The 25,150-nt window shown below is 63.4% G+C and carries 26 protein-coding genes, 1 tRNA gene and 1 pseudogene; 10 read left to right on the forward strand and 18 right to left on the reverse strand.

Annotated features, from left to right (window positions below):
• The first annotated feature begins 86 nt into the window (after positions 1–86).
• Both HU738_RS14595 and HU738_RS14600 read left to right on the forward strand, forming a co-directional pair.
• The gene (locus HU738_RS14595; protein ID WP_186601315.1) at positions 87–704 is read left to right on the forward strand and encodes a TPM domain-containing protein; all 618 of its coding nucleotides are present in this window, start codon (positions 87–89) and stop codon (positions 702–704) included.
• Between the two features lie 73 nt (positions 705–777).
• Positions 778–1,992: a class I SAM-dependent methyltransferase gene (locus HU738_RS14600; RefSeq protein WP_186601316.1), complete on the forward strand. Its 1,215-nt coding sequence runs from the start codon at positions 778–780 to the stop codon at positions 1,990–1,992.
• Between the two features lie 16 nt (positions 1,993–2,008).
• Here HU738_RS14600 and HU738_RS14605 read toward each other — a convergent pair whose 3' ends face one another.
• Positions 2,009–3,019, reverse strand: a complete 1,011-nt coding sequence (locus HU738_RS14605) for a DUF4917 family protein (RefSeq protein ID WP_186601317.1) — start codon at positions 3,017–3,019, stop codon at positions 2,009–2,011.
• A 48-nt stretch (positions 3,020–3,067) separates the two neighbouring features.
• On the opposite strand from HU738_RS14605, the gene HU738_RS26005 reads away from it, so the two are divergent.
• On the forward strand, positions 3,068–3,316 hold the full coding sequence (locus HU738_RS26005; protein ID WP_225923466.1) for a hypothetical protein: 249 nt from the start codon (positions 3,068–3,070) through the stop codon (positions 3,314–3,316).
• Positions 3,307–3,796, forward strand: a pseudogene (locus tag HU738_RS26010) (PI-PLC domain-containing protein); the annotation flags it as partial. The gene HU738_RS26005 and the pseudogene HU738_RS26010, both read left to right, overlap by 10 nt.
• A gap of 1 nt (position 3,797) precedes the next feature.
• On the opposite strand, the gene nadS reads toward HU738_RS26010, so the two are convergent.
• From nadS to HU738_RS14650, 8 genes are all read right to left on the reverse strand, one after another.
• The gene (gene nadS / locus HU738_RS14615; protein ID WP_176505974.1) at positions 3,798–4,085 is read right to left on the reverse strand and encodes a NadS family protein; all 288 of its coding nucleotides are present in this window, start codon (positions 4,083–4,085) and stop codon (positions 3,798–3,800) included.
• Positions 4,082–4,402, reverse strand: a complete 321-nt coding sequence (locus tag HU738_RS14620) for a type II toxin-antitoxin system RelE/ParE family toxin (RefSeq protein ID WP_186601318.1) — start codon at positions 4,400–4,402, stop codon at positions 4,082–4,084. The genes nadS and HU738_RS14620 overlap by 4 nt, the downstream gene beginning before the upstream one ends.
• A gap of 152 nt (positions 4,403–4,554) precedes the next feature.
• On the reverse strand, positions 4,555–6,255 hold the full coding sequence (locus HU738_RS14625; RefSeq protein WP_186601319.1) for a SulP family inorganic anion transporter: 1,701 nt from the start codon (positions 6,253–6,255) through the stop codon (positions 4,555–4,557).
• Between the two features lie 198 nt (positions 6,256–6,453).
• A tRNA-Gly gene (locus HU738_RS14630) sits at positions 6,454–6,527 on the reverse strand.
• Positions 6,528–6,638: 111 nt separating this feature from the next.
• A complete protein-coding gene (locus HU738_RS14635) occupies positions 6,639–7,529 on the reverse strand; it encodes an alpha/beta fold hydrolase (RefSeq protein ID WP_176505977.1) in 891 nt (296 codons plus the stop codon).
• A 324-nt stretch (positions 7,530–7,853) separates the two neighbouring features.
• Positions 7,854–8,555, reverse strand: a complete 702-nt coding sequence (locus HU738_RS14640) for a pseudouridine synthase (protein ID WP_186601320.1) — start codon at positions 8,553–8,555, stop codon at positions 7,854–7,856.
• Between the two features lie 45 nt (positions 8,556–8,600).
• Positions 8,601–8,834, reverse strand: coding sequence for a cysteine-rich CWC family protein (locus tag HU738_RS14645; RefSeq protein ID WP_186601321.1), 234 nt, complete (start codon positions 8,832–8,834; stop codon positions 8,601–8,603).
• Positions 8,827–10,317: a sensor domain-containing diguanylate cyclase gene (locus HU738_RS14650; protein ID WP_186601322.1), complete on the reverse strand. Its 1,491-nt coding sequence runs from the start codon at positions 10,315–10,317 to the stop codon at positions 8,827–8,829. Before HU738_RS14650 ends, HU738_RS14645 begins: the two co-directional genes overlap by 8 nt.
• A 213-nt stretch (positions 10,318–10,530) precedes the next feature.
• Here HU738_RS14650 and HU738_RS14655 point away from each other — a divergent pair, with 213 nt between their 5' ends.
• A complete protein-coding gene (locus HU738_RS14655) occupies positions 10,531–10,971 on the forward strand; it encodes a hypothetical protein (protein ID WP_186601323.1) in 441 nt (146 codons plus the stop codon).
• A 5-nt stretch (positions 10,972–10,976) separates the two neighbouring features.
• Here the strand turns inward: HU738_RS14655 and dspII are convergent, their stop codons facing one another.
• Entirely contained in the window at positions 10,977–12,086 is a 1,110-nt protein-coding gene (gene dspII, locus HU738_RS14660) for an enoyl-CoA hydratase/isomerase DspII (RefSeq protein ID WP_186601324.1), read from the reverse strand.
• Between the two features lie 126 nt (positions 12,087–12,212).
• Between dspII and ung the strand changes: the two genes are divergently transcribed.
• Positions 12,213–12,905, forward strand: coding sequence for a uracil-DNA glycosylase (gene ung / locus HU738_RS14665; protein ID WP_186601325.1), 693 nt, complete (start codon positions 12,213–12,215; stop codon positions 12,903–12,905).
• A 16-nt stretch (positions 12,906–12,921) separates the two neighbouring features.
• Here the strand turns inward: ung and HU738_RS14670 are convergent, their stop codons facing one another.
• From HU738_RS14670 to HU738_RS14690, 5 genes are all read right to left on the reverse strand, one after another.
• Positions 12,922–13,962: an AbrB family transcriptional regulator gene (locus HU738_RS14670; RefSeq protein WP_186601326.1), complete on the reverse strand. Its 1,041-nt coding sequence runs from the start codon at positions 13,960–13,962 to the stop codon at positions 12,922–12,924.
• A complete protein-coding gene (locus HU738_RS14675) occupies positions 13,955–15,469 on the reverse strand; it encodes a tripartite tricarboxylate transporter permease (protein ID WP_176505984.1) in 1,515 nt (504 codons plus the stop codon). Before HU738_RS14675 ends, HU738_RS14670 begins: the two co-directional genes overlap by 8 nt.
• A gap of 3 nt (positions 15,470–15,472) precedes the next feature.
• Positions 15,473–15,931, reverse strand: a complete 459-nt coding sequence (locus HU738_RS14680; protein WP_186601327.1) for a tripartite tricarboxylate transporter TctB family protein — start codon at positions 15,929–15,931, stop codon at positions 15,473–15,475.
• 88 nt (positions 15,932–16,019) lie between these two features.
• Complete coding sequence (locus HU738_RS14685) at positions 16,020–17,000, reverse strand: Bug family tripartite tricarboxylate transporter substrate binding protein (protein WP_176505986.1); 981 nt, start codon at positions 16,998–17,000, stop codon at positions 16,020–16,022.
• Positions 17,001–17,043: 43 nt separating this feature from the next.
• Positions 17,044–18,333: an OprD family porin gene (locus HU738_RS14690; protein WP_186601328.1), complete on the reverse strand. Its 1,290-nt coding sequence runs from the start codon at positions 18,331–18,333 to the stop codon at positions 17,044–17,046.
• Between the two features lie 200 nt (positions 18,334–18,533).
• Here HU738_RS14690 and HU738_RS14695 point away from each other — a divergent pair, with 200 nt between their 5' ends.
• Positions 18,534–19,205 carry a response regulator gene (locus tag HU738_RS14695; protein ID WP_054885013.1) on the forward strand — a complete coding sequence of 224 codons (672 nt, stop codon included), beginning with the start codon at positions 18,534–18,536 and terminating at the stop codon, positions 19,203–19,205.
• A complete protein-coding gene (locus HU738_RS14700) occupies positions 19,198–20,577 on the forward strand; it encodes a sensor histidine kinase (RefSeq protein WP_176505988.1) in 1,380 nt (459 codons plus the stop codon). The genes HU738_RS14695 and HU738_RS14700 overlap by 8 nt, the downstream gene beginning before the upstream one ends.
• 65 nt (positions 20,578–20,642) lie before the next feature.
• Here HU738_RS14700 and HU738_RS14705 read toward each other — a convergent pair whose 3' ends face one another.
• Complete coding sequence (locus HU738_RS14705) at positions 20,643–21,449, reverse strand: HDOD domain-containing protein (protein WP_054885011.1); 807 nt, start codon at positions 21,447–21,449, stop codon at positions 20,643–20,645.
• A gap of 31 nt (positions 21,450–21,480) precedes the next feature.
• Positions 21,481–22,422, reverse strand: coding sequence for a CAF17-like 4Fe-4S cluster assembly/insertion protein YgfZ (gene ygfZ, locus HU738_RS14710; protein WP_186601329.1), 942 nt, complete (start codon positions 22,420–22,422; stop codon positions 21,481–21,483).
• A gap of 133 nt (positions 22,423–22,555) precedes the next feature.
• On the opposite strand from ygfZ, the gene HU738_RS14715 reads away from it, so the two are divergent.
• Both HU738_RS14715 and HU738_RS14720 read left to right on the forward strand, forming a co-directional pair.
• Positions 22,556–22,810, forward strand: a complete 255-nt coding sequence (locus tag HU738_RS14715; protein WP_008094993.1) for an FAD assembly factor SdhE — start codon at positions 22,556–22,558, stop codon at positions 22,808–22,810.
• Positions 22,794–23,255 carry a protein YgfX gene (locus tag HU738_RS14720; RefSeq protein WP_186601330.1) on the forward strand — a complete coding sequence of 154 codons (462 nt, stop codon included), beginning with the start codon at positions 22,794–22,796 and terminating at the stop codon, positions 23,253–23,255. Before HU738_RS14715 ends, HU738_RS14720 begins: the two co-directional genes overlap by 17 nt.
• Here the strand turns inward: HU738_RS14720 and nadB are convergent.
• Positions 23,242–24,846, reverse strand: coding sequence for an L-aspartate oxidase (nadB, locus tag HU738_RS14725; RefSeq protein WP_186601331.1), 1,605 nt, complete (start codon positions 24,844–24,846; stop codon positions 23,242–23,244). The two genes, HU738_RS14720 and nadB, sit on opposite strands and share 14 nt — an antisense overlap.
• Positions 24,847–25,150 lie beyond the last annotated feature (304 nt).

Consider the following 25,150-nt stretch of genomic DNA (forward strand, 5'->3'; position numbering starts at 1 on the left):
AGCGGATTATGCCTGAATATGTCGGCTGCGGAGGAAGCCCCGAATGCCGGGAAAACAACTATAAGAACGCTTGAGAGACCGAAGGCATGACGCCCCTCAACGAATACGAACGCCGCCAGGTGGCCGAAGCCATTGCCCGCGTCGAGCGGCGCACCGACGCGCAACTGGTAACCGTCTTGGCGCGACGGGCCGATGATTATGCCTACCTGCCGCTGTTCTGGGCTGCGGTGCTGGCGCTGGCCGTGCCTGGCCTGCTGCACTGGCTGCTGGGCTGGCCGGGCGTGCGTGGGCTGCTGGTAGCCAATGTGCTGTTGTTCATCGGCCTTTGCCTGTTGCTGCGTCGCCCTCGTGTGGCTGCGTGGCTGATTCCGGCCACCTTGCGCCGCTGGCGCGCTTCGAGCCTGGCACGCCAGCAATTTCGAGAGCAGAACCTGGAGCGCACGGAGGGTGCCACGGGGGTACTGATCTTTGTCGCCGAGGCCGAGCGGCATGTGGAAATCCTCGTCGACCAGGGGATTGATCGCCATCTCGATGCGCAGGTCCGGGCGGCGATGGTTGCGCGTCTGGCCGAACAGGTGCGCCAAGGGCGTACCTTGCAGGGTTTTATCGAATGCATCGATGCCTGCGGCGAACTGCTGTGCCAACAGGTGCCTCGCACCCATGCACGCAACGAACTGCCCAACCGTCTGGTGATTCTCGACTGAAGCGGCGGCTGCAGGGTGTAGAATGCGCGGCAACGCGCAACGCGCCCCCTGCTATCCGAGGCACCCGTTTTCCATGTCCGCCAGTATTTCCGCTTCCCCTGCGCCGGATGCGCGCGCCCAGTTCCTCGACCTGCTGAGTGCCACGCTGCACGGCAGCACCCTGGTCAAGCTGGTGCTGGCGCGCCATGTTGGTGCCGATCAGAGCTTGCAGCGCATCATCGCCAAGCCGCTGCAGGTGAAGGGCCAGGCCCAGCTGTCCTTGGTCTACCGGCACCAGACCCGCGACATCACCCGCAACCTGCCGCTGGACCAGGCCCAGGCGCTGGTCGCCGAGTTGCTGCCGGCGAGCTTCCGCAACGCCCACCTGTTCGATGCCGACGGCGAAGTGCAGCTGACCTTCAGCAAGAAGGGCAAGCCGATGCTTCAGCGCCACGGCGCGCAGGCCCCCCGTGAAGCGGTTGCCAATAGCGGCCATGACCGCGAGAAAAAACGCTACCTGAAGCTGACGCGGCCGTTCCTGCGTGACCTGGGCGTGACCGATGCCCAAGGTGCACTGATCCCGTCGATGTCGCGCAAGTGGAAACAGATCAACAAGTTCATCGAAGTCTTCGACCATGCCCTGGCCAACGCCCCGCTAGCGACTGATCAGGCGCTGCGGGTAGCTGATTTCGGGTCGGGCAAGGGCTACCTGACCTTCGCCATGCATGACTACCTGCGCAATACCCTGGCCCGCCAGGCGCAGGTGACCGGGGTGGAATTGCGCCAGGACATGGTCGACCTGTGCAATGCCGCTGCGCAGCGCCTGGAGCACCCGGGCCTGGAATTCCAGTGCGGCGACGTGCGCACTGTGGTGCCCGAGGCCATCGAAGTGATGATCGCCCTGCACGCCTGCGATATCGCCACTGACTACGCCATCCACACGGGCATCCGCTGCAACGCCGCGATCATCATGTGTTCGCCATGCTGCCACAAACAGATCCGCCCACAACTGCACAGCCCGGGCTTGCTGCAGCCAATGCTGCAATACGGCCTGCACCTGGGGCAGCAGGCCGAGATGCTCACCGACAGCTTGCGTGCGTTGTATCTGGAAGCCTGTGGTTACGAGACCAAGGTGTTCGAGTTCATCTCACTGGAACACACCAACAAGAACAAGATGATTCTTGCGGTGAAGCGCCGGCAGGCGGGGGATAACGCGGCCCTGCTGGAGAAGATCGAACGGCTCAAGGCGTTTTATGGGGTGCAGGAGCATTGCCTGGAGACGTTGTTGCGGGCGGATCAGCTGATCTGATTGCAGCTTGGGATATTCAGCGCCGAGCTGCCGGTACTTCGATAGCGAGTTCTTCGAACCCCAACGGATGCGTGCTTGCATCGAAGAAGTGCAGCGCCGTCCCGGTCATATCCCCGAACCGTTCGACGAAGTGCTGCTTCTGGTTGATCACCGACGCCTCGCTCAACGGCCGTATGGCAATCGACAGGTGGGCTGGCCGCGCCTGGCGAATGGCTTCGACCAGGTGCTGGTCAGTACTGTCCAGGTGCTGCCCGAACAGGCATAAACCCTGGCTTTCCTGTGCCAGTTGACCCAAGCCCCAGGCCAGGTAATCCGAGTTGCGAATGGCGCGCAGTTTCTCGTCGCTGCGGTCTTCGTTGACGAACAACGGTACTTCACCCGGAATGTTCACCGCAAAACCGTCGAGCAGCTCGGCGCTGTCGGCGCTGCGCTGGCGGGTGCTGCCGTCGGGCAGCTTGAGCAGGTGCAGGCCACCGTGCAGGTGCAGCACCCGGGTGCCTTGGCTGCGGGTGCGGCGTACGTCGAAGAACCCCTGATCGTCGAACAGCGCGGCAAAGCCCTGTGGGTTGTGCTGCAGGGCCCAGGGCAGGATCAGGTCGTAGTTGCTGGTGTAGACGCTGCGGTACTCGCGCAAGGCCTGGTTGATCGACGCCAAGGTGCTAGCGGGCATCAGCGGCCAGGGCAGATGCAGGGTGCGAATGGCGTGGATCAGGCCTTCCTTGATCGAGTAATAGCGGTTCAGCGGCGCGGTGGAGTTGATGGCCAGGGCGGCGTTGGCGCGCACGGTGTGGTTGAGGGTGGTCAGCACCGGCTCGAACAGCTCGGTGCCCAGCGACTTGAACAGGGCCTGGTCGCTGATCGCCAGGCCTTTCTTGCGCCCTGCGCGCTGGGCTTCCTCATACAGCGAGAAGTAGCCGAACGGTTTCCACAGCGCACGACTGGCGCCATTGCCCAGCAGCAGAGCTGTGCACGGGTGGCGCTGGTTGAGGTCTGGCCAAGAGGCGAGGCGGGCGTCGAGAGCTGGCATGGGCGGTCCGTTCGGTGGCGCGGGAAACGGCGGGGACTTTAGCATGTCATGCAAGGTGTGCGAGGGTTGGTGTTCGCATTGTGCCTGTACTGCTGGATGAAAGAGGACTTCTCCATGCGCAACCCGCTGCTCCGCACCCTGGCCCTGAGCACGCTGTTCTCGGCTTCACTGGCCTCGGCCACCGACGGCAAGACCCTGGCCACCGCCCAAGGCATTCCGTATCCGGCCGTGATCGCCCACCGCGGCGCTTCCTACGACGCCCCGGAATCCACGACACCGACCGGCCGGGGCGGGTAGTGTTGCAGACCTTCGACCGCAACAGCCTCAAGTTGCTGCACGAGGCGATGCCGCAGGTGCCGAAGGTCCTTCTGCTCTGGGTAGGCAACACTGGCATCGCATCGGCATCCGGCCAGGATTTCGCCCAGTCGGGGGAGCGGGACAAGGCCGCTTTCCATGCGCGCCAGCAACCCAAGGACAAGGCGGAGTTCCTGCGCTGGCTTGATGATGCAAAGCAGGAGGGCGCCATAGGCACCGGCCCTTCAGCCACGCGCACTCATCTGGGTGAGCAGAGCTACGGCGACCTGATCCAGCCTTGGATGAACCAGGCCAATCACGAGCGCGGACTGTGTCTACACACTCGATGACAGAGTCGATTTCGACAAGGCCATGCAGTCTGGTGTCGACGGGATTTTCACCAACCGGGCGGGAGAGCTGTTGCGCACTTATCAGCGCCCCACAGAGAACGAAGGGGCTTTGTTGAAGCATCTGGGATACTGAATTAATGGGCAAGTGCCCTCAGGACATGGTCAGGGTCGTTGCGTATGGCACGTAGCAACGCTTTGGCCGGCCCGGTAGGCTCCCTGCGCCCTTGCTCCCAGTTCCTTAGTGTGGCGACTTGAACATCGATCATCTCGGCGAAACGCACCTGGGACAAACCGGTGGATTTGCGAATGTTCCTGACCTGCAGTGCATCAATCTCGACAACTCGTGAGGGCACACGCTTACCTTGAACGATTTCATCCATCTGCTGGACGCTTTCCATCAGCTCTTCAAAAAATTTGCTCATGTACGCCTCCAGTGCTCGATGATGTTCTTCAGGACCTTGCGTTGTTCGGCAGACAAGTCAGATTGCTCATTTTTCGGAAAGATGTAGAGCATGGCAATCTGTGAGCCTGAGGTGAAGTGGTAATAGATGACTCTGGCTCCACCGCGCTTCCCATGTCCACTGGCAGCAACGCGAAGCTTGCGTAGGCCACCGGTACCTTCGATCAAGTCACCTACATCCGGTGCACTCATCAGCTTGACCTGCAGGAGCCGGTAGGTGTCGTCCTCAAGGAGTTCTTTCACTCGCTTGGTGAAAATGGGGGTTTCAATGAAGAGCATAGCAGGGTGTGCGCCAATGGCGTAGTCGCTGGTCGCCCGACGCTACGGGAAGGAAGAAGTCCCAACGTTTATTCTGCTTGGGATGACGAGGCTAGCGGATGGTGCACTGGCTGGCAGATCGTCCTCTTCCGACTCCGCTGTAGTCCGATTCCTTATTTAACCACTAGCTCCTTGCGACTCCTGTTACGCCAAACCCGATACGCCCGTATCCCCGCCCGCACTGAGCCGAACAGCAGCTTGTCTTCCATTTCCCGCGCGAGTCCCGAACGCACCAGCATGCGCAGGAAGGTGCCGCGCGCGCGGGCGATGGCGAAGTGGATGCCTTGCGCCGTCAGGGTGTCGCGCACTTCGCGCAGGGCGGCGATGCCGCTGACGTCGATGCTGCTCACCGCTTCCGCATCGAACAGCACTGCCTGGGGCTGGGCCTGGCTTTGTACCGCTTCGAGCAGGCGCATCTTGAAATAGTCGGCGTTGAAAAACAGGATCGCGTCGTCGAAGCGGTATACCACCAGGCCCGGCACGGTACGGGCGTCCTTGTGCTTGCGGATGTCGACCTGGCCTTCGGTGCCCGGTAGCCAGCCGAGCACGGCGTCGGTGGGCTGGTAGATGGTGTAGAGCAGGCGCAGGATCGCCAGGGTCACGGCAAACACGATGCCCGGCAGCACGCCCAGACCGAGCACGCCAACCGTGGTCAGCAGGCACAGCCAGAATTCGAAGCGGCTCAGGCGCCTGATGCTGCCCAGCGACTTGATGTCGATCAGGCCCCAGCCGGCCATCAGCAGCACGGCGCCCAGTACCGCCTGCGGGATCCACGCCATGGGTGCGGTGAAGAACAGCAGGATCAGGGCGATGACCAGTGCGGCGATGATGCCGACCAGCTGGCTCTTGCCGCCGACCATGTCATTGACCGCCGTGCGCGAGTCGGCGCCGCTGATGGCGAAACCCTGCGAGATACCGGCGGCCAGGTTGCTCACGCCGAGGGCGACGAACTCATGGTTGGCATTGATCGCATAGCCGTGCCGTGCGGCGAAGCTGCGCGCGGTGAGCATCGCGCTGCAGAAGCTCACGGTGGCGATACCCAGGGCATCGCGCAGCAGGCTCTTGGTTTCACCGAGGTTGCTGTGCGGCCAGGCGAGCGTGGGGATGCCAGACGGCACGGGCCCGAGAATGGCGACGCCGAAACGGTCCAGGCCGAGCAGCCCGACCAGCAAGGTAAAGACTGCCACGGTCACCAGGGCCGCCGGCAGGCGCGGGTAGCGGCGCGGCAGCCAGACCAGCAGCGCCAGCCCGGCCAGGCCGATGGCCAGGGTCATCCAATGGATCTCGTTCAGGCGCTGGAAGAAATTCACCACGCTGAGGATGAAGCCGTCACCCTCGATCTTGAACCCTACGACCTTGGACAGTTGCCCGGCAATCAGGCTCAGGCCGATGCCGTTGAGGTAACCGATCAGAATCGGCCGCGAGAAGAAGCTGGCGATGAACCCGGCGCGCGCCAGGCCGGCGACGATCAGCATCACCCCAACCAGCACGGTGACGATCACCGACAGTTCGGCGATGCGATGCGGGTCGCCCATGGCCAGTGGTGCCACGGCGCCCGCGATCATGGCGCAGGTGGCGGCGTCCGGGCCGACCATCAATTGCCGCGAGCTGCCGATGAGGGCATAGACCATCATTGGCAGCACGCAGGCATACAGGCCGTATTGCGGTGGCAGGCCGACGATCTGTGCATAGGCGATGGCGATGGGGATCTGGATCGCGGCCACCGATAGCCCGGCCTGCAGGTCGGGCTGGAGCCATTCACGACGGTAGTGCAGGAGGTTGGCAAGGCCGGGTAGCCAGCGGGAGAGAAACATGCGTCGTCCTTTCGAAATGTTTCACGGTTCCATGAAGCATATGCGCCTCAAGCCGTTTCGCTTGCAAGCGAATTGAAGCGGAAGGTATCGAACGCGGCCATGGGCCATATCAATGAAAGGGCAGAAACGAAAAAAGGAGCCTTGGGCTCCTTTTGACAGCGATGACGTTGCTGAACGCCATGCGGGGAATGCAATGTGTGGAGCGGGTAGAGGGAATCGAACCCTCAACTAAAGCTTGGGAAGCTTTCGTTTTGCCACTAAACTATACCCGCGTCTGCGCTGGACTTTTTACCAGAACCCTCCGCGAATTAGAAGCCCAAGTTATAAAAAAGCTTGTCGGCGCCCCGTGACCTGCGGGTGTCGGGTACGCGGCGCCGATGCGCTCAGATGGCCAATGCATGCTGCCCCTGCTGGATGTAAGGCTGACTGCGTTGACGGGCCTCGCGCACGGTCGGCTTGAGGAACCCGAGCATGGCGTTACGGGTGTCATCACAGGCTGCCTTGTGTTCCATGTCGAGGAAGTGGCCAGCGTCGCGGATCACGCTGAACTGGCTGTTGCCTATATGCTTGCCGAATTCCCGTGCATCTTCGACCGTGGTGTATTCGTCGCGCTCGCCGTTGATGAACAGCACCGGGATGTCGATGTTGCGCGCGCCGTCCAACGCCCGTTGCAAGTCACGCTGCAGCACTTCGTTGATGTGGAAGTGCATCTGCGCGTACTCATGGCTGTCCAGGCCGCTGACATGCCGGTAATTGAAGCGCTTGAACAGTGATGGCAGGTACTTGCCGATGGTGTCGTTGACCAGGTTGCCGACCTGGTAGCGATCACAGGCGGCCAGGTACTGGCAACCACGCTCAAGGTAGTCGCGCATCGGCTCGTTGATGATCGGCGAGAACGAGCTGACCACCGCCTTCTTCACCCGCCGCGGCTGGTGCGCCAGCGCCAGCAGCGTGCAGGCCCCGCCCCAGGAGAAGGACATGACGTGATCGCACTGGAAGCGATCGATCAGTTCGAGAAGGATCTGCGCTTCGTCCTCCTTGCTGATCAGCCGTTCCTGGCGGTTGTGTGGCTTGGACTTGCCGGCATATGGCTGGTCGTACAGCACCACATTGAAATGCGGGTGCAGGTTGCGCACCGTCTGGGCGAACGAGGCGGTGGTGGCCAGCGACCCGTTGATCAGGATGATCGTCTTTTCGGCCGCATCCGCGCGATAGAACTCCGTGTAAACCCGATACTGACCTTGGATATCAAGTACAGCGATTTCTGGCCTCATGTCATCGACTCCTGGCGCAAAAAGGGTAATCGCGTCACCTAGGGTGCACGTTCTTTATGACAGGTAGGCATTCGCCTGAATAAATCGGGGGGCCCTGTGTCGATCCTTGGCACATGTGTCGACGATATTGTTGTGGCGGGCAATTTGCCGTGCCCCAAGGCATCTGGGCTTCGGGTGGCCGGCAAAAAGTGTCATGAACGGCAGGCGTGACTGGCTGGTCACTCGCGGACTGACAAGCTAGGAGTCAAGCAGTGGCACAGCGATCCCGCAAGTGCCGTTTGCGCAAATTTGTGACTCGGGCCGCTCAGCGGTCGTATGGCGGTATTACGGCATCCGGACCGAAGCGATTTCGTCCGCAGTCAGAGCCCTGAACTGGCCAGGTTGCAGGCCTGGATCGAGCTGGATCGTACCCATGCTTTCGCGATGCAGGCCAACCACTTTGTTGTCGAAATGGCCGAACATGCGCTTGATCTGGTGGTAGCGTCCTTCGACGATGGCCAGCCGTGCCTGACGCGGGCCGAGGATGTCGAGTCGGGCGGGCAGGGTGGTCAGGTCTTCGAAGGCGAAATAGAACCCTTCGCTGAACTTGGCAACGTAGTGCGCGCCGATCTCGTCTTCGGTTTCCACCAGGTAGTGCTTGGGCAGCTTGGTGGCCGGTTGGGTCAGGCGCCGCGACCACTGGCCGTCGTTGGTCAGGATCATCAGGCCGGTGGTGTTGAAGTCCAGGCGCCCGGCAATGTGCAGGTCCTCACGCAATTCGCCAGGCAGCAGGTCGAGCACGGTGCGATGCTGCGGGTCTTGCGTGGCGCTGACGCAGCCCGTGGGCTTGTGCAGCATCAGGTAACGTGCGGGGCGGCCGGCCTGCAGCAGTTGCCCGTCCACTTCCACGCGGCTGAAGGCACGGACCTCTGCCTTGGGGTCGCTGACCACTTCATGATCCAGGCGCACGCGGCGCTGCACCAGCAGCAGGCGCACTTGCTGACGGTTGTAGCAGGGCAGGTTGGCGAGGAAGCGGTCGAGGCGCATGGCGGCGGGCAACGTGAATGGGGGCGCAGTTTAGCGTTTTTCGCGTTAGAGCGGTGTCGGCTTGTTCGCGGGCGCGCCCGATCCCACAAGCTGGTCTTCCACGGCGGCGCAGCGTGGGCACAGGCAGGCCTTGTCGCGCAGTTCGGCAGGCAGGCCCTGCAGTACGGCGGGGTCGATGGTCACGCCGTAGCACCAACAGGCCTGGGTGGCGCTGCGTGGGTCGGCCAGGCTGCACTGGTTGAGGGCACCGCAGGCGGGGCAGTGCTGGTTGTCATTCATGTCCGGTTCCGGGTGTTTCACTGCAGACGCGGTTGCGGCCGGCCTGCTTGGCACGATAAAGCGCACGATCGGCGCGGGTCAGCAGGGCGTGCAGGGTATCACCCGGCTGCAAGGCGCTCAGGCCGATACTGGTGGTCAGGCGCAAAGGTTGGCCTTCATAACTGAACGTCAATTGCTCGGTACCACGGCGGATCTTCTCTGCCACCTCGGTGGCCTGCCGGCCCTCGGCCTCCCGCAGCAGCACGATGAATTCCTCGCCGCCCCAGCGGCAGAGTATATCCGACTGCCGCAGGCTGCCCTGCAGCACGTTGGCGAACTGGCGCAGCACTTCGTCGCCGGCCAGGTGGCCATGGGTATCGTTGAGCACCTTGAAGTGATCGAGATCGATCAGCAAGGCGGCCAGCGGCGCGCAATCGCGCTGGGCCTCCTGCAGGGCCTGGGCGGCCAGCAGGTCGAAGCTGCGCCGGTTGGGCAGCCCGGTCAGGCTGTCGAGGGTCGCCAGCGCCTCGGTACTGGCCTGGTGGCGCCTGAGCATGCCATTGAGCAGCAACAGAACGACCAGGGTGATCATCGCGCAGATCACCAGGTTCAGGTACAGCGAGTGGCGAATGGGGTCCAGGGCTCCGGTCTCACGCTTGTCGACCAGCAGGTACCAGCCCAGTTCAGGCAATTGCCGCACATTGAGGAAGTGGCTGTGGCCTTTGCTGTCCTTGTACTCGTGGCTGCCTTCGGTGGGGGTCGCGCGCTGCGCCAGCAATTCGTTCAGGTCGGCATTGTCGGTCAAGGGCTGCCCGATCTTCAGGCCATGGAGGCCACCGTCCGAGCCGGTCAGGATGACCTTGCCCGTGGCGTCGGTGAAAAACACCGAGCGCTGGTAGCGGCGCTGGTACTTGTCGATCAGCTTGACCACCGCGTTGACACTCAGGCCCACCCCGGTGGCGCCAATGAAGCGCTGCTGGTAGTCCAGCACCCGATAGTTGATGAACACCGTCAGGTTGTCCTGGTTGGCCATGTCCAGGTCGACGTTGATCTCGTACGGCGCGTTCAGCTCGCGCAAGCGGAAGTACCACGCGTCGCGCCAGGTGTCCGGTACCACCTGCTTGAGTATGCCCTTGGCCTGGTAGTAGGTGAGGGTGCGGTCGGAGACGAAAAATGAGGTGAAGGTGGCCTGCTTGCCCATGACCTCGCCAAGAAAGCGAGTGATGCGCTGGGTGTCCTGCTCACCGGCCAGTACCCAGTCGCGCAGGAAGGTATCCTGCGCCATCATCGAGGCGATCAGCACCGGGCGGATCAAGTCTTTCTGGATTTCCGAATAGACGGTATCGGAAGTGAGCGGCAGCTCGGTATTGATGATGCCGTCGCGGATTGTGCTGCGCGAGGCGAAATAGCTGATCAGCGATGTGGCGAGAAAGCCGCAGGTCAGCAACGACAGCAAGGCGAGGATCAGCGAGCGCTGTGAAAACAGGGCGGAGCGTGCGGGCATGATCTTCCCATGTTGTGTGCCGGGGCGCTCATTCTATTGGGATGACAGGTAAATGACTGCATGTTTTTAAGGGTTATTTCGACCTGTATCAATTTGTTGCTGAAATGGCACTGCACCCGGGCGCCGTTGTCTGATTCATTGTCGATGAACGCATTTGCGTCGACGCTCGCCAGCGCCGCTGTTCGAGCACCCCCAGCGGTCCAGGAGGCCGCCATGTCCTATCGAATTCTGTTGATCGCCCTGCTGGGTCTGATGACGTCCGCCTGTGCGCCCTACTATGAGGGCGGTGGCTATTCCCGTTCCGAATACTATTCGACCGATCGTTATGTCGCGCCGGGGTATTACCACTATGACCGTTACTATGTGACGCCGCAGCCGCGCTATTACTACCAGCCGGCGCCCCGTTACTATCGGCCCGCACCGGCTCCCTATTACCGGCCGGGCCCGACGCCGGGGATGAACCAGTGGCATGGCAATCCACGCTACGACTATGGCAATCGCCAGCGCTACGACTATGGCCGGGATCGTGACCGTCATGACTATCGCGATGGCAGCCAGCGCTACCAACATGATCGCTGGCATTCGAACCACCGCGGAGACGACGACCGTCAGTCCGATCGTGGGCGCGGAAGGGACCATGACTGGCGCCGCTGACCGCCTCATGCCCCCAGGTCGGCCAATGGATGCCGACCTTCCCACACCTTGGCGAAATGCGCCTCGACCACCGCCGCTGGCACCTGCGCCACATCGGGCCAGTGCCAGCGTGGCTGGTTGTCCTTGTCCAGCAGGCGCGCGCGCACGCCTTCACTGAATTCCGGGTGTCGGCAGCAGTTGAGGCTCATGCTGTATTCCATCTGGAACACTTGGGCCAGTGACAGGTGCCGGGCACGTCGTATCTGTTCCCAGACCAGGTGCGCCGTCAGCGGGCAGCCTTCATGCAGCCGTTGACCGGCCTCGGCCAGCAATGGATCAGGGTGATGCTTGAGGCTTTCCAAGGCGCGCCAGGCGGCAGCCGGGTCGGCCACATCGAGCAGCTCGTCGATCACCTGGCGCCTCGGCAGCCATTGTGCCGCTGGCAGTTCGGCCCAGGCACGATGCTGTTCGGCCTTGAGCAGGCTGTTCAGCTGCAGGTCGGTCTGCTCCTGCCAGTTCAATTGCAGCAGCTCCTCGAGCAGGGCCTCTTGCTGTTCCTCGCCGAAGAACCGATCAGCCAGGCCCAGGTCGAGCGCATCTCGGGCGTTGATCGGTGCGCCGGTCAGCCCGAGGAACAAGCCGAGCTTGCCGGGCAGGCGGGCGAGAAACCAGCTGGCTCCCACATCCGGGTAAAGGCCGATGCTGATTTCCGGCATGGCCAGGCGGCTGCTTGGCGTGACGATGCGTACACTGGCGCCCTGCAACAGCCCCATGCCGCCGCCCAGCACATGCCCGTGGCCCCAGCACAGCAGCGGTTTCGGGTAGGTATGCAGGCGGTAATCCAGGTGGTATTCAGCGGCAAAGAAGGACGCAGCCAGTGCAGGAACGCTGCCGGGGCGGGCCAGGCAGGCCTGGGCCAGCGCCCGCACATCGCCGCCGGCGCAAAAAGCCTTGGCACCCTTGCCACGCAACAGCACGCAGACGACCCCAGGGTCGCTGGCCCAACTGTGCAGCTGTTCGCCAAGCACTTCGATCATCGGCAGGTTGAGGGCATTGAGCGCCTTGGGGGCATCGAGTGTGGCGATGCCGATTCGGGCGCCATCGGCGCCGGTGAGTACCTCGCAATGAATGGCCATGGACTACCTCGCACAAGTCATCCCCCAAGTATGGCCCGCATGGCCGATCATGCCGGTCGTCGGTCGGATCGATTGACAAGGGCAAATGGCTTACCTAGTGTCGCGCCATTGTTTACGGATGGCCCCATGACTGAAGACGATCGCATCAAACTCGAACCCAGCTGGAAGGCTGCACTGCGCGCCGAGTTCGACCAGCCCTACATGCAACAGCTGCGGGAGTTCCTGCGCCAGGAGTACGCTGCCGGCAAGGAAATCTATCCGCCGGGGCCGCTGATCTTCAATGCGCTCAACTCCACGCCGCTGGATCAGGTCAAGGTGGTGATCCTCGGCCAGGACCCCTATCACGGCCCGGGCCAGGCCCATGGTCTGTGCTTCTCGGTGCAGCCGGGGGTGCCGGCGCCACCGTCGCTGGTCAATATCTATAAAGAGCTGCAACGTGACCTGAACATCCCGATTGCCAGCCATGGCTACCTGCAGAGCTGGGCCGAGCAGGGCGTGCTGCTGCTCAACACGACCATGACCGTAGAGCGCGCCAATGCTGCCTCGCATGCGAAGAAGGGTTGGGAGTCGTTTACCGACCGGATCATCCAGGTGGTCAGCGAGCAGTGCCCGAACGTGGTGTTCCTGCTGTGGGGGGCACACGCTCAGAGCAAGCAGAAGCTGATTGATGGCACCCGGCACCTGGTACTCAAGTCGGTGCACCCATCGCCGCTGTCGGCCTATCGCGGGTTCCTTGGCTGCGGGCACTTCAGCCGTACCAACAGCTTCCTCGAACAGCGTGGCATGGCGCCCATCAACTGGGCGTTGCCACCACTCTGAAGAAGGGCGGGCTGCCTTACAGCCCCTGGCCCTGGCTTTTGACCCAGTAGCGGAACAACGGCTCCGCCAGGAACAGCACCAGAATCAACCGCACCACCTGCAGCGCCGTCACCAGCGGCACCGACAGCTGCAGGGTTTCGGCCGTCAGGCTCATCTCGGCGATGCCGCCCGGCATCATTCCCAAGGTCAGCGAACGCAGGTCCAGTTCGGTCAGCACGCTCAACCCCCACGCTGCGCTGCCGGCAATCGCCATGCACAGCGCGGTGGCCAGCAGTGTTCGGGCGAGGAAGGAGGGGGCGCGGCGGAAGAACGCACGGTTGAAATGGCAGGCCAGGCCGCTGCCGATCAGCCACTGGCCGACCTGGCTGGCACCGTTGGGCAAGCCGATTTGCAGGTTGCCTGCCAGGCTTACCGACGCGGCGACCAGCAACGGCCCGAACAGCCACGGGTTGGGCTGGCGCAGGCGCTGCCAGGCGAAGCCCACCGCCACGCCCAGTGGCACGATCAGCGCCAGCCAGCCCCAACTGACACTGCCAGCGTGATGCAGCGGCACACCGTCACCCAGCAGGTACTTGAACAGCGCCGGCACGCACAGCACCACGGCCAGCACGCGCAGGCTCTGCGCCGCCGCGACCTGGCTGAGTACCGCGCCATTGCGAGCGCCAAGATTGACCATTTCCCCCGAGCCACCGGGCATGCTGGCAAAGAACGCCGTGGCGCGGTCTTCACCGGTGCGCCGCAGCAGCCAAACGCTGATCACGCTGGAAAGCGTGGTAAACAGTGCGCCGAAGAAGATCAGCGCGAAGTGGCTGGCGACCTGCTCGATCACCGCCGGGGTGAAGTGCAGGCCGATCCCGATACCGATGATGCATTGCCCGCACTTGCGGCCATTGGGGATTTCCGACAGCTGCCAGGGCGTCAGGCAGCGCACCAGGATGATCGCCAGCAACGCACCGACCATCCACGGCAAAGGCCAGCCGACCTTGCTGGCGGCAAAACCGCCAGCAAGGCCGACCAGCCCGGTTGCGACAAACAGCGGCAGTGAGCGATCAGGCATCCGCCATGGCCTGGCGCTGCAGGCTGCGCTTGCGCCAGATGCGCAGCAGCGGCAGCGTCAGCATGCAGAAGACCAGCACCCACACCGACATGCTGATCGGGCTCGACCAGAGGATGCCCAGTTCACCGTTGGAAATCGACAGTGCCCGGCGCAGGTTCTGCTCCATCAGCCCGCCGAGGATGAAGCCGAGCAGGATCGGCGACAGCGGGAAGTCCAGCTTGCGCAGGATATAGCCCATGATGCCGATGCCGACCATCAGGAACAGGTCGAAGGTGGTGGCATGCACGGCGTACACGCCGATCGCGGTGATGATCGCGATCACCGGCACCAGCGCCCAGTTCGGCACGGCGAGGATGCGGGTGAAGATACGGATCATCGGGATGTTCAGGATCACCAGCATGATGTTGGCGATGAACAGCGAGGCGATCAGGCCCCAGACGATGTCTGGCTGCTGTTCGAACAGCAGCGGGCCCGGGGTGATGTTGTACAGGGTCAGCGCGCCGATCATCACCGCCGTCGTGCCCGAACCGGGAACGCCGAGGGTCAGCATTGGCACCAGGGCGCCGCAGCAGGATGCACCGATGGCGGTTTCCGGGGCAGCCAGGCCGCGGGCGTCGCCTTTGCCGAACGTGCCCTTTTCTCCGGCGATGCGTTTCTCGGTCATGTAGGCCACGGCGCTGGCCAGGGTCGCGCCGGCACCCGGCAGCACACCCATGATGAAGCCCAACAGACCGCAACGGATGTTGACCACGAACACCGAGGCCGCTTCCTTGAAGTTGAACAGCATGCGCCCGGTGGCTTTCACCGCCTGGTGGCCATGGTGGGTCTTCTCCAGCAGCAAGAGGATCTCGCTGATGGAGAACAGGCCCAGCACCAGCACCACGAACTGGATACCGTCGGCCAGGTGTACGCTGTCACCCGTGAAGCGGTACACGCCGCTGTTGGCATCGATGCCGACCGCTGACAGGAACAGGCCGATCAGGGCGGCGATAAAGGTCTTCAGTGGCTTGTCACCGGCCATGCCGCCGAGGGCGACGATGGCGAATACCATCAGCACGAAGTATTCCGCAGGGCCGAAGGCAATCGCCCATTTCGCCAGCAGCGGGGCGAACAGCACCATGCCGCAGGTGGCGATGAGCGCACCGATGAACGAACTCCATGCCGACAGCGACAAGGCCACGCCAGCCAGGCCCTGGCGCGCCATCGGGTAGCCATCGAGGGTGGTCATCACGGTCGAGGCTTCGCCCGGGATGTTCAGCAGGATCGAGCTGATCCGGCCGCCGTATTCGCAACCCAGGTACACCGCGGCCAGCAGGATCAGCGCCGACTCCGGTGGCAGGCCCAGGGCAAAGGCGATCGGGATCAGCAGGGCCACGCCGTTGATCGGGCCCAGGCCCGGCAGCAGGCCGACCACGGTGCCAATCAGCGTGCCCGACAGGGCGGTGACCAGGTTGTAAGGGGACAGGGCGACGCCGAAGCCCTGGCCCAGGTAGCTCAAGGTATCCATGTGTCAGTTCTCCAGTACGCTCAGCAGGCCGAGGGGCAGGGGTACGTCCATGACGCGATCGAACAGCCAGTAGAGGAACACGCTCATGCCCACCACCACGAGGGTGCTGTTCAACCAGCGGCCGCCATACAGGCGCGCCATGGGGATGCCGACCAGGATGGCGCTGAGGATGAAGCCCAGGACCTCAAAGGTGGCGGCGAAGATGATCAGCAGGCCGACGCAGGCGGTGATCTTGATCAGGGTTTCGCGGTCGAGCGCCGGCTCGTCGTCCTTGCGCACGATAGGCGTCGGGCGGATGGCCAGGTACAGCAAGCCCAGGCTCATCAGGCCGAGCATCAGCAACGGGTAGGCGCGTGGCCCCACCGGTTCGTAGGAAAACGCGGCCTGGTAGGGCCAGGCCATCACGGCCAGGGCGGCGCACACCGCCAGCAGGGCCAGGGCGAAGATGCGTTGCAGGATCATTGGCAAATCCTCGTTGTTTACGGCACGACGCGGACCCCGTGGGAGCGGGCATGCCCGCTCCCACGGGGTTCGGTGAAAGATCGGGGGCTTACTGGATCAGGCCGAATTCCTTGGCCAGTGCCTTGTACTCAGTCACCTGCTTCTTCACGTAACCGTCAAGCTCCGCGCCGGTCATGGCGAACGGGAACAGTTCGCGCTGGTCACGCAGCTTGGCGAAGTCTTCCGATGCCAGCATCTTGTCGAACGAGTCTTTCCACCAGGCGTAGTCTTCGTCGCTCACCTTCGGCCCCAGGTAGAAGCCGCGTACCACCGGCCAGACGATGTCGTAGCCCTGTTCCTTGGCAGTAGGGATATCTTTCATCTCCGGCTCGTCCAGGCGATGTTCCGAGAACACCGCGAGGATGCGCATGTTGCCGCTCTGGATGTGCGGCATGGAGTCGGAGATGTCGGTAGAGCCAACCTGGATATGCCCACCCAGCAGCGCGGTGGCGATTTCGCCGCCGCCTTCCAGGGCCACGTAGCGCAGGTCGCGCGGGTTGATGCCAGCGGCCTTGGCGATGAGCGCGGTCTGCATCCAGTCCTGGCTGCCGACGGTGCCGCCGGAGCCGATCACCACCTTGCTCGGGTCCGCCTTCAGTGCAGCGACCAGGTCATCGAGGGTCTTGTACGGCGAATCACTCTTCACTGCGATCGCGCCGTAGCTGGTGCCGACCGCGGCCAGCCACTTCACCGCGTTCTCGTCGAAACGGCCGAACTTGCCTTGGGCCAGGTTCAGCAGCGAACCACTCGACCAGGCCACCAGGGTGCCAGCGTCGGCCGGGCGCTGGGCGACCACCGCGTTGTAGGCGACTGCACCGACACCGCCTGGCATGTAGGTCACGCGCATCGGCTTGCTGAGGATCTTCTCCTCCACCAGGGCGCTCTGCACCAGTTTGCAGGTCAGGTCGAAGCCACCGCCGGGCGAGGCCGGGGCGATGCATTCAGGGCGTTTCGGTTCGGCGGCGAGGGCATTGCCGGCCAACAGCAGGCAGCCGGTGGCGAGGACGAGGCGGCGCAGTGAAAAGGTCATCGAATGTCTCCGTGAGCGTTTTTGTTTTGGGTTACCGCATGGGTTACCAGAGCGCTACGCTGTAGCTCACCAGCAGCCGCACTTCGTCCGCATCGCGAGCGAAGTTGGAGCGGAAGGTGGCGTTGCGCAGGCGCACGGCGACGTTCTTCAACGGGCCGCTTTGTACCACGTACTTCAGTTCGGTGTTGCGCTCCCACTCCTTGCCCTCGCCACCGGCGGCACGGCTGACGTTGTCGCCGCTGATGTAGCGGGTCATGAAGGTCAGGCCGGGGACGCCGAGGGCGGCGAAGTTGTAGTCGTAGCGCGCTTGCCACGAGCGTTCGTCGGCGCCGGCGAAGTCGTTGATCTGGACGAAGTTGACCAGATACGGGTCGGCGCCATCGATGTAGGGGAAGGCGCTGTCACCCGACAGCTGCTGCCAGGCGGCGCTGACCTTGTGCCCGCCCAGGCTGTAACTGAGCAGGGTGTTGAACGTGGTGTTGTCGATCCGCCCAGCCTTCGCCGCGCCAGCATCGTCGCTGATCGCCAGGCGCACGTCGGCGCCGAAGGTGCCCGGGCCCCAGGGCTGGGTGGCCAGCATGCCGATGAAGTGCTGACGGTAGATGTCGTCGAGCTGGGCGAAGTGGTAGCTGCCGGTGATGCGGTCGGTAAATTTGTAGTCCACGCCGGCCAGGTCGAGGTTGTCGGCACTGAAGGTGCCGCCGAAACGGCCATTCTTGTTGTTGAGGGCCAGGTCTTCCCAGTTGGTGTCGTTGCGGTCCTTGGCCTTGTCCAGGCGCCCGCCGGTGAAGGTCAGGCCCTTGATCTCCTGGGAGGTCAGCAGGCCACCCTCGAAGGTTTGCGGCAGGATGCGACCATCATTGGGCTGCAGGGTCGGCAGTTCAGGGATCAGGGTACCGATCTTCAGTTCGGTCTTCGACACTTTCACCTTGCCGGTCAGGCCAAGCTTGGAGTACTCGTCGGCGGCCTTGCCATCATCGTGGGTCGGCAGCAGGCCGGTGTCGGTGCGGTCGGGGCTGGAGTCGAGCTTGATGCCCATCATGCCCAGCGCATCCAGGCCGAAGCCTACGGTGCCATCGGTGTAGCCGGACTCGAAGTTGAGCATGAAGCCCTGGGCCCACTCGTCGCGCTTGGATTGTTGCGCGCTGGTGCCATCGCGGAAGTCGCGGTTGAAGTACATGTTGCGGGTTTCGAAGGTCGCCGTGCTGTCTTCGAAGAAGGCGGCCTGGCTCAACGGGGCGACACCGGCAAGTGCAAGGGCACTGGCGATGGCAGAAGGACGTGCGGACAGGGAACGGCTAGGCGCGAACGCCTGAGGCTGCGATGACAGCATCGGGATGACTCCGTTTTTTTGTTCTTATTCGTTGCACCTTGCTGGTGCTTTTTTCGGCGCGTGGGGCGACCGTGGTGCGATGCTAGGTAATGAACCTTTCGCTAACCTTTCAGCGTGAAAGGTTTGTTCCAAGGGGCTTCACAGGCTTGCCGACAGCGGTACACTCCGCGCCACCGCCCCACCCGAGCAGGGAGAATCCGATGCGTGTGCTGTTGGTCGAAGACCATCTGCAACTGGCCGAAAGCGTGGCCCAGGCCCTGAAGAGCCAAGGCCTGACCGTGGATGTATTGCACGATGGCGTGGCTGCCGACCTGGCCTTGGCCAGCGAGGAATATGCCGTTGCCGTGCTCGACGTGGGCCTGCCGCGGATGGACGGCTTCGAGGTGCTGGCGCGCCTGCGCGGTCGTGGCAAGACCTTGCCGGTGCTGATGCTCACCGCGCGCAGCGACGTGAAGGACCGTGTGCATGGCCTGAACCTTGGCGCCGATGATTACCTGGCCAAGCCTTTTGAACTGACCGAACTCGAAGCACGGGTGAAGGCGCTGCTCAGGCGCAGTGTGCTGGGGGGCGAGCGCCAGCAGCGCTGCGGGCCACTGGTCTATGACCTGGACACCCGGCGCTTCAGCCTCGGCGAGGACAACCTGACCCTGACCTCGCGCGAACAGAGCGTGCTGGAGGCTTTGATCGCCCGCCCGGGCCGGGTGATGAGCAAGGAACAGCTGGCCGCCCAGGTATTCGGCCTGGATGAAGAAGCAAGCCCTGATGCCATCGAAATCTACATCCATCGCCTGCGCAAGAAACTCGATGGCCACTCGGTCGCCATCGTCACCTTCCGTGGCCTGGGTTACCTGCTCGAGCACCGCGATGCGTGACAACGGCAGCTTGCGCGGGCGGCTGCTGGGCAACCTGGCACTGCTGCTGGTGGTGCTGATGCTGGCCAGCGGCCTTAGCGCCTACTGGAACGGTCGCGAAGCAGCCGATACCGCGTATGACCGCACCTTGCTGGCTTCGGCGCGGACCATCGCTGCCGGGCTGTCCCAGCGTGACGGCAGCCTGAGCGCCGATGTGCCCTACGTGGCGCTGGACACCTTCGCCTACGACAGCGCCGGGCGTATCTACTATCAGGTTCTGGACATCAATCAGAAGCTGATTTCCGGTTACGAGCACTTGCCGCCACCGCCGCCCGGCACGCCGCGCACTGACGACTATCCGGCGCTGGCGCGCTTCTACGACGCCACCTACCTTGGCCAGGATGTGCGAGTGGTCAGCCTGCTGAAGGCGGTGAGCGAGCCGAACATGAACGGCATGGCGGAAATCCGCGTGGCCGAGACCGAAGAGGCGCGGGTGCGCATGGCCCGTGGGTTGATGGCCGACACCCTGCTGCGTCTGGGTATGCTGGCGCTGGGCGCGCTGGTCATGGTGGGGTTCGCGGTCAGCGCGGCACTTCGCCCGCTGGAGCGCCTGCGTACAGCGGTAGAGGAGCGCCAGCCGGATGACCTGCGGGCGTTGCCGGTGGTCCAGGTGCAGCGTGAGCTGGGCCCACTGGTGCGTGCCTTGAACCACTTCACCGAGCGGTTGCGCGGGCAGTTCGAACGCCAGGCACAATTCATTGCCGAGGCTGCCCACGAACTGCGTACACCGCTGGCGGCACTGAAGGCGCGGGTCGAGCTGGGGTTGCGTTCGCAACAGCCCGAAGAATGGCGGCAGACCCTGGAGTCGGCTGCGCAAGGCACTGATCGCCTGACTCATCTGGCCAATCAGTTGCTGTCACTGGCGCGGGTCGAGAACGGTGCCCGGGCGATTGCCGAAGGCGGTGCCCAGCGCCTGGACTTGAGCCAGCTGGCCCGTGAACTGGGCATGGCCATGGCGCCACTGGCCTACAACCGGGGCGTCGCCTTGGCCCTGGAGGCCGAGGCGCCGGTGTGGTTGAAGGGCGAGCCGACGCTGCTCAACGAGCTGCTCAGCAACCTGGTCGACAACGCGCTGGCGCATACCCCGGCGGGCGGCAATGTGATCCTGCGGGTGCTGGCGCCGGCAGTGCTGGAGGTTGAGGATGATGGGCCGGGGATTCCCGAAGCAGAGCGGGAGCGGGTGTTCGAGCGCTTCTATCGAAGGGGCGTGCAGGGCAGTGGACTGGGGTTGGCCATTGTCGGTGAGATCTGCAGGGCGCACCTGGCTCAGATCAGCCTGCATGATGGCGAGAAGGGCGGGTTGAAGGTGCGGGTGAGTTTCATCGCTGACTGATCTGTAGCCTGTGCTGGCCTCTTCGCGTCGAACCGCCGTGAAGAGGCCGGTACTGGCAGCACAAGTCAGCGCAACATGCTCCGCGCTTCCAGCAACTCGGCAACCTCCAGTTCGGTGCCAAACGGCAGCCCAAGATGGCGATAAGCAGGCAACGCCGCCAACGGCCGGCTGCGCGCGCGCTGGCTCAGGCACTTGGCGATCTGCACCACGTCGATGTAGTCCACCTTGTCGGTGCGCCGGTCCAGGTCCTGGACCTGGCTCGGCAGGTTGACCAGCTGCTCGGGAAACTCCCACGAAGAGAGGATCTTGTCGCCCAGTACTGGCTGGATCTGCTCGATCACATAATGCAGGCAGACCGGGTCGGAAAGCAGCTCGTTATGTTCTTCGGCGTAGATCAGCACCGGTAGTGCACCGATCTGGTTGACCAGCCCACCGAGTGTCGCCTGGTCGGGCTTCAGTTGGGTGAAGCGGCGGCAAATTTCGTAGCTGATGCCGGCAACTTCAAGGCTATTTGACCAGATGTCGCGCAGTTTCTGTTCAACCGCCGGCGAGCGTGCATGGAAGATCTGTTCGATCACCAGGCCGATGGCCAGGTTGCAGCTGTAGTTGATGCCCATGCGGGTGATGGCCGTGTGCAAGTCGGTGACTTCGACCGCTGCACGCAACAGCGGGCTGTTGACCACCTTGATCAGGCGCGCCGACAGGGCGGCATCACGGCCGATCACCTTGCTCAGGGCGGCAACGCTGATCTCGCTGTCTTCGGCGGCCTCGCGAATGCTCAGGGCTACCTCGGGCAGGGTTGGCAGGACCAGGTCATCGTTGTCGATGGCAGCCAGCAACTGCGCTTGAACCATCTCGGCCAGCTTGTTCATGAACGTCTCAACGGCAAGGGTGGTGCACTGTTCAGCGCTGGATTTCCTGGTCGCGGTCCAGCTCGTACGGCAGGCTCAACACCTGCAGACGAGGGCCTTCGAGGCTGCCCAGGTGCAGGTTGTCGTCCTCCACCGACTCGGCGCTGAGCACCGCAAGCAACTCGCAACCCTGGCCGGTGCTGGCGGCCAGCACGACCTCGCCAACTGACGAGCCATGGGTCGGCGAGAAGATTTCCGTACCCGGGGCCGGAACATCCTGCTGCTCGAGTGCCAGCCGGTACTGGCGGCGCTTGAGCTTGCCCAGGTACTGCATGCGCGCGACGATTTCCTGGCCGGTATAGCAGCCCTTCTTGAAGCTCACGCCATCAACGGCCTGCAGGTTGATCATTTGCGGGATGAACAGCTCACGGGTCGGGCCCATGACCTGGCCGATACCGGCGCGCACTTGCCCGAGCAGCCAGTCGTTGAGGCTGCCTTGCGGCAATGCGGCTGCCAGCTGTTGGCGAACGCTGTCGGCCTGGGCTACCGGTACCCAAAGTTCGGCACGGTCGGCGGAGACGGCAATTGCGATCAGGCCATCATGGCGAGCGGTGCTACCCGCCGCTGGCGGAAGGTCCAGCCCCAGTGCCTGCAGCGCAGCGTTGCCCCCTTGCAGGCCGAAGCGTGCCCAGGCTGCGCTCTCATCGGTGAGCGTGGCCTTGGAAAAGACGGCGTACTTCTTCAGGTCGGCCAGTTGTGGCTCGAGCAACTCGCTGGCCATGGCCAGCAGGTAACCGTTGCCCTCGGGCAGGATGCGGAAGCTGGACTGCATGCGCCCCTTGACCATGCAGCGCGCGCCAAGGCTGGCGTGCTCGAGGCTGAGGTAGTTGATGTTGCAGGTCAGCTGGCCCTGCAGGAACTTGCCGGCGTCGGAGCCGCGGACGGCGAGGATGCCCTCGTGGGACAGGGGGCTGAAGAAAGCGGAATCGGCCATGGGTCATCGCGGTGGCTAAAGACTGGCGGCCATCATAGAACGCCAGTAACAAAATAGGTAGGTGACTAGACCAACGCCCTGTGCCGCTTCGATCAGTGCGCGGTATACTGCGCGACCATTCGAGGAGGGCCCCATGGTCGAACAAACTGAACTCAACCGGCTTTTCTGGCACAGCCGCCGCGGCATGCTGGAACTGGACGTACTGCTGGTGCCATTCACCCAGGAGGTCTACCCGACCCTGAGCGAAGCCGACCGCGAACTTTATGTCCGCCTGTTGAGCTGTGAAGATCAGGACATGTTCGGCTGGTTCATGGAGCGCACCGAGTCGGAAGACCCTGAGCTGCAGCGCATGGTCCGTATCATTCTGGATCGTGTCCAGCCCAAGTGAGTGTTTCCAGTGTCGCTGGCGAGGCTCGCGCCTGTTGCTGGCGGCCTACCTGGGTTGCCAGGTGCTGGCGCTGCTGGTCTTGTGGCTGAGCGCGCTGCCCTGGTGGCTTGGCTTATGCATGCTTGCTACTTGTATCGCCCACGCTTGCTGGGTGATTCCCCGCCGCATTCTGCTGACTGATCCCCGTGCCGTTACCGGTTTGCGTCGCGATGCGTCGGGCTGGCAGGTGTTCAGCCGGGCGCTGGGCTGGCAGCCGGTGGCCTTGTGTCGGGACAGCGTGGCGCTGCCGGGGCTGGTGGTGTTGCGGTTCGTCAGGGCCGGGCACTGGCTTGGCGAGAGCCAGTGCGTGCCACGGGATGCCTTGGATGCTGACCTGCACCGACGTTTGCGGGTGAGGCTGAAGTTCAGCCGGCGCAGGTTCGACGCCTTGTTCAGGCCGGGCTGAGGATGGTGTCCTTGGCCTCGGGCAGCATCCCCGGGTAATCCAGGGTGTAGTGCAGCCCGCGGCTTTCCTTGCGCTGCATTGCCGAGCGAATCATCAGCTCGGCTACCTGGGCCAGGTTGCGCAGTTCGATCAGGTCGCGGCTGACCTTGTAGTTGCTGTAGAACTCGTCGATCTCGTCGAGCAGCAGGCGAACCCGGTGCTCGGCGCGCTGCAGGCGTTTGCTGGTGCGCACGATACCCACGTAGTCCCACATGAAGCGCCGCAGCTCGTCCCAGTTGTGCGCGATGATCACGTCCTCGTCGGAGTCGGTGACCTGGCTGGCATCCCAGCAGGGCAGGGCCCTGGGCATGGCGATCTGATCCAGATGCGCCTCGATGTCCGCCGCTGCGGCACGGCCATAGACAAAGCACTCCAGCAGCGAGTTGCTGGCCATGCGGTTGGCACCATGCAGGCCGGTGAAGCTGGTTTCGCCGATGGCGTACAGGCCAGGGACATCGGTGTGGCCACGCTCATCGACCATGACCCCGCCACAGGTGTAATGGGCCGCCGGCACCACCGGGATCGGCTGGCGGGTGATGTCGATGCCGAAGCCCAGGCAGCGCTCATAGACGGTGGGGAAGTGGCCCTTGATGAAATCGGCCGGCTTGTGGGTGATGTCCAGGTAGACACAGTCGACGCCCAGCCGCTTCATTTCGTGGTCGATGGCGCGGGCGACGATATCGCGCGGTGCCAGCTCTTCACGCGGATCGAAGCGCGGCATGAAACGCTCGCCATTGGGCAGGCGCAACAGCGCACCTTCGCCACGCAGGGCTTCGGTGATCAGGAAACTCTTGGCCTGGGGGTGGTACAGGCAGGTCGGGTGGAACTGGTTGAACTCCAGGTTCGCCACCCGACAGCCGGCGCGCCAGGCCATGGCAATGCCATCGCCGCAGGCGCCGTCAGGGTTGCTGGTATAAAGGTAGACCTTGGCTGCGCCTCCCGTGGCAAGCACGGTGAAGCGCGCGCCGAAGGTGTCGACTTCTCCGCTGCTGCGGTTCAGGACGTAAGCCCCCAGGCATCGGTCACCCGCCAGGCCCAGGCGGCGCTCGGTGATCAGGTCGACCGCCACGCGCTGCTCCAGCAGCTCGATGTTCGGGCGCTTGCGGGCTTGCTCCAGCAGCGTGGTGAAAATTGCCGCGCCGGTGGCGTCGGCAGCGTGAATGATGCGTCGGTGGCTGTGGCCGCCTTCACGGGTCAAGTGGAATTCGAAACCGCCATCATCGACGCTGTAGTGTTCGTCCCGGGTAAACGGTACACCTTGCTCGATCAGCCATTCGATGGCTTCACGGCTGTGCTCGACGGTAAAGCGCACAGCCTCTTCGTGGCACAGGCCACCACCGGCATTGAGCGTATCTTCGACATGCGACTGCACGGTGTCGGTGTCGTCGAGTACGGCGGCGACCCCGCCCTGGGCCCAGAAGGTCGAGCCGTTGGCCAGGTCGCCCTTGCTCAGCACGGCAATGCGCAGATGGCCGGGGAGGTTCAGTGCCAGGCTGAGACCGGCTGCGCCGCTGCCGATCACCAGGACATCATGTTGGAATTGTTGGCTCATGTCGGGACACTAGTAATCTTTGGAAAGGGCGCGGCACAATAGTCACGTGCAGATGGCAATGTGAAACTATCGTGAATACTGGCCGGGGTGCCTTTATAGCAGCCTGCGGTAGCCAATTTCCATGCCACTACGGGCGTTGTGTCAATCTTTGTGGGAACTTTCCGATACGGCCGGAAATCCTATGAAGGCTGCCCGCACGCCATAATTTGCCGCGGCGACGCGGGGCGGCAGCTCTATACGGGCTGACACCTGCGTATTCGAATCCTGATTATCGACGCAGCGGGCCGTGACCGTGCCGCGTCTT

It is taken from the genome of Pseudomonas vlassakiae, assembly GCF_014269035.2.
Classification (GTDB): Bacteria; Pseudomonadota; Gammaproteobacteria; order Pseudomonadales; family Pseudomonadaceae; genus Aquipseudomonas; species Aquipseudomonas vlassakiae.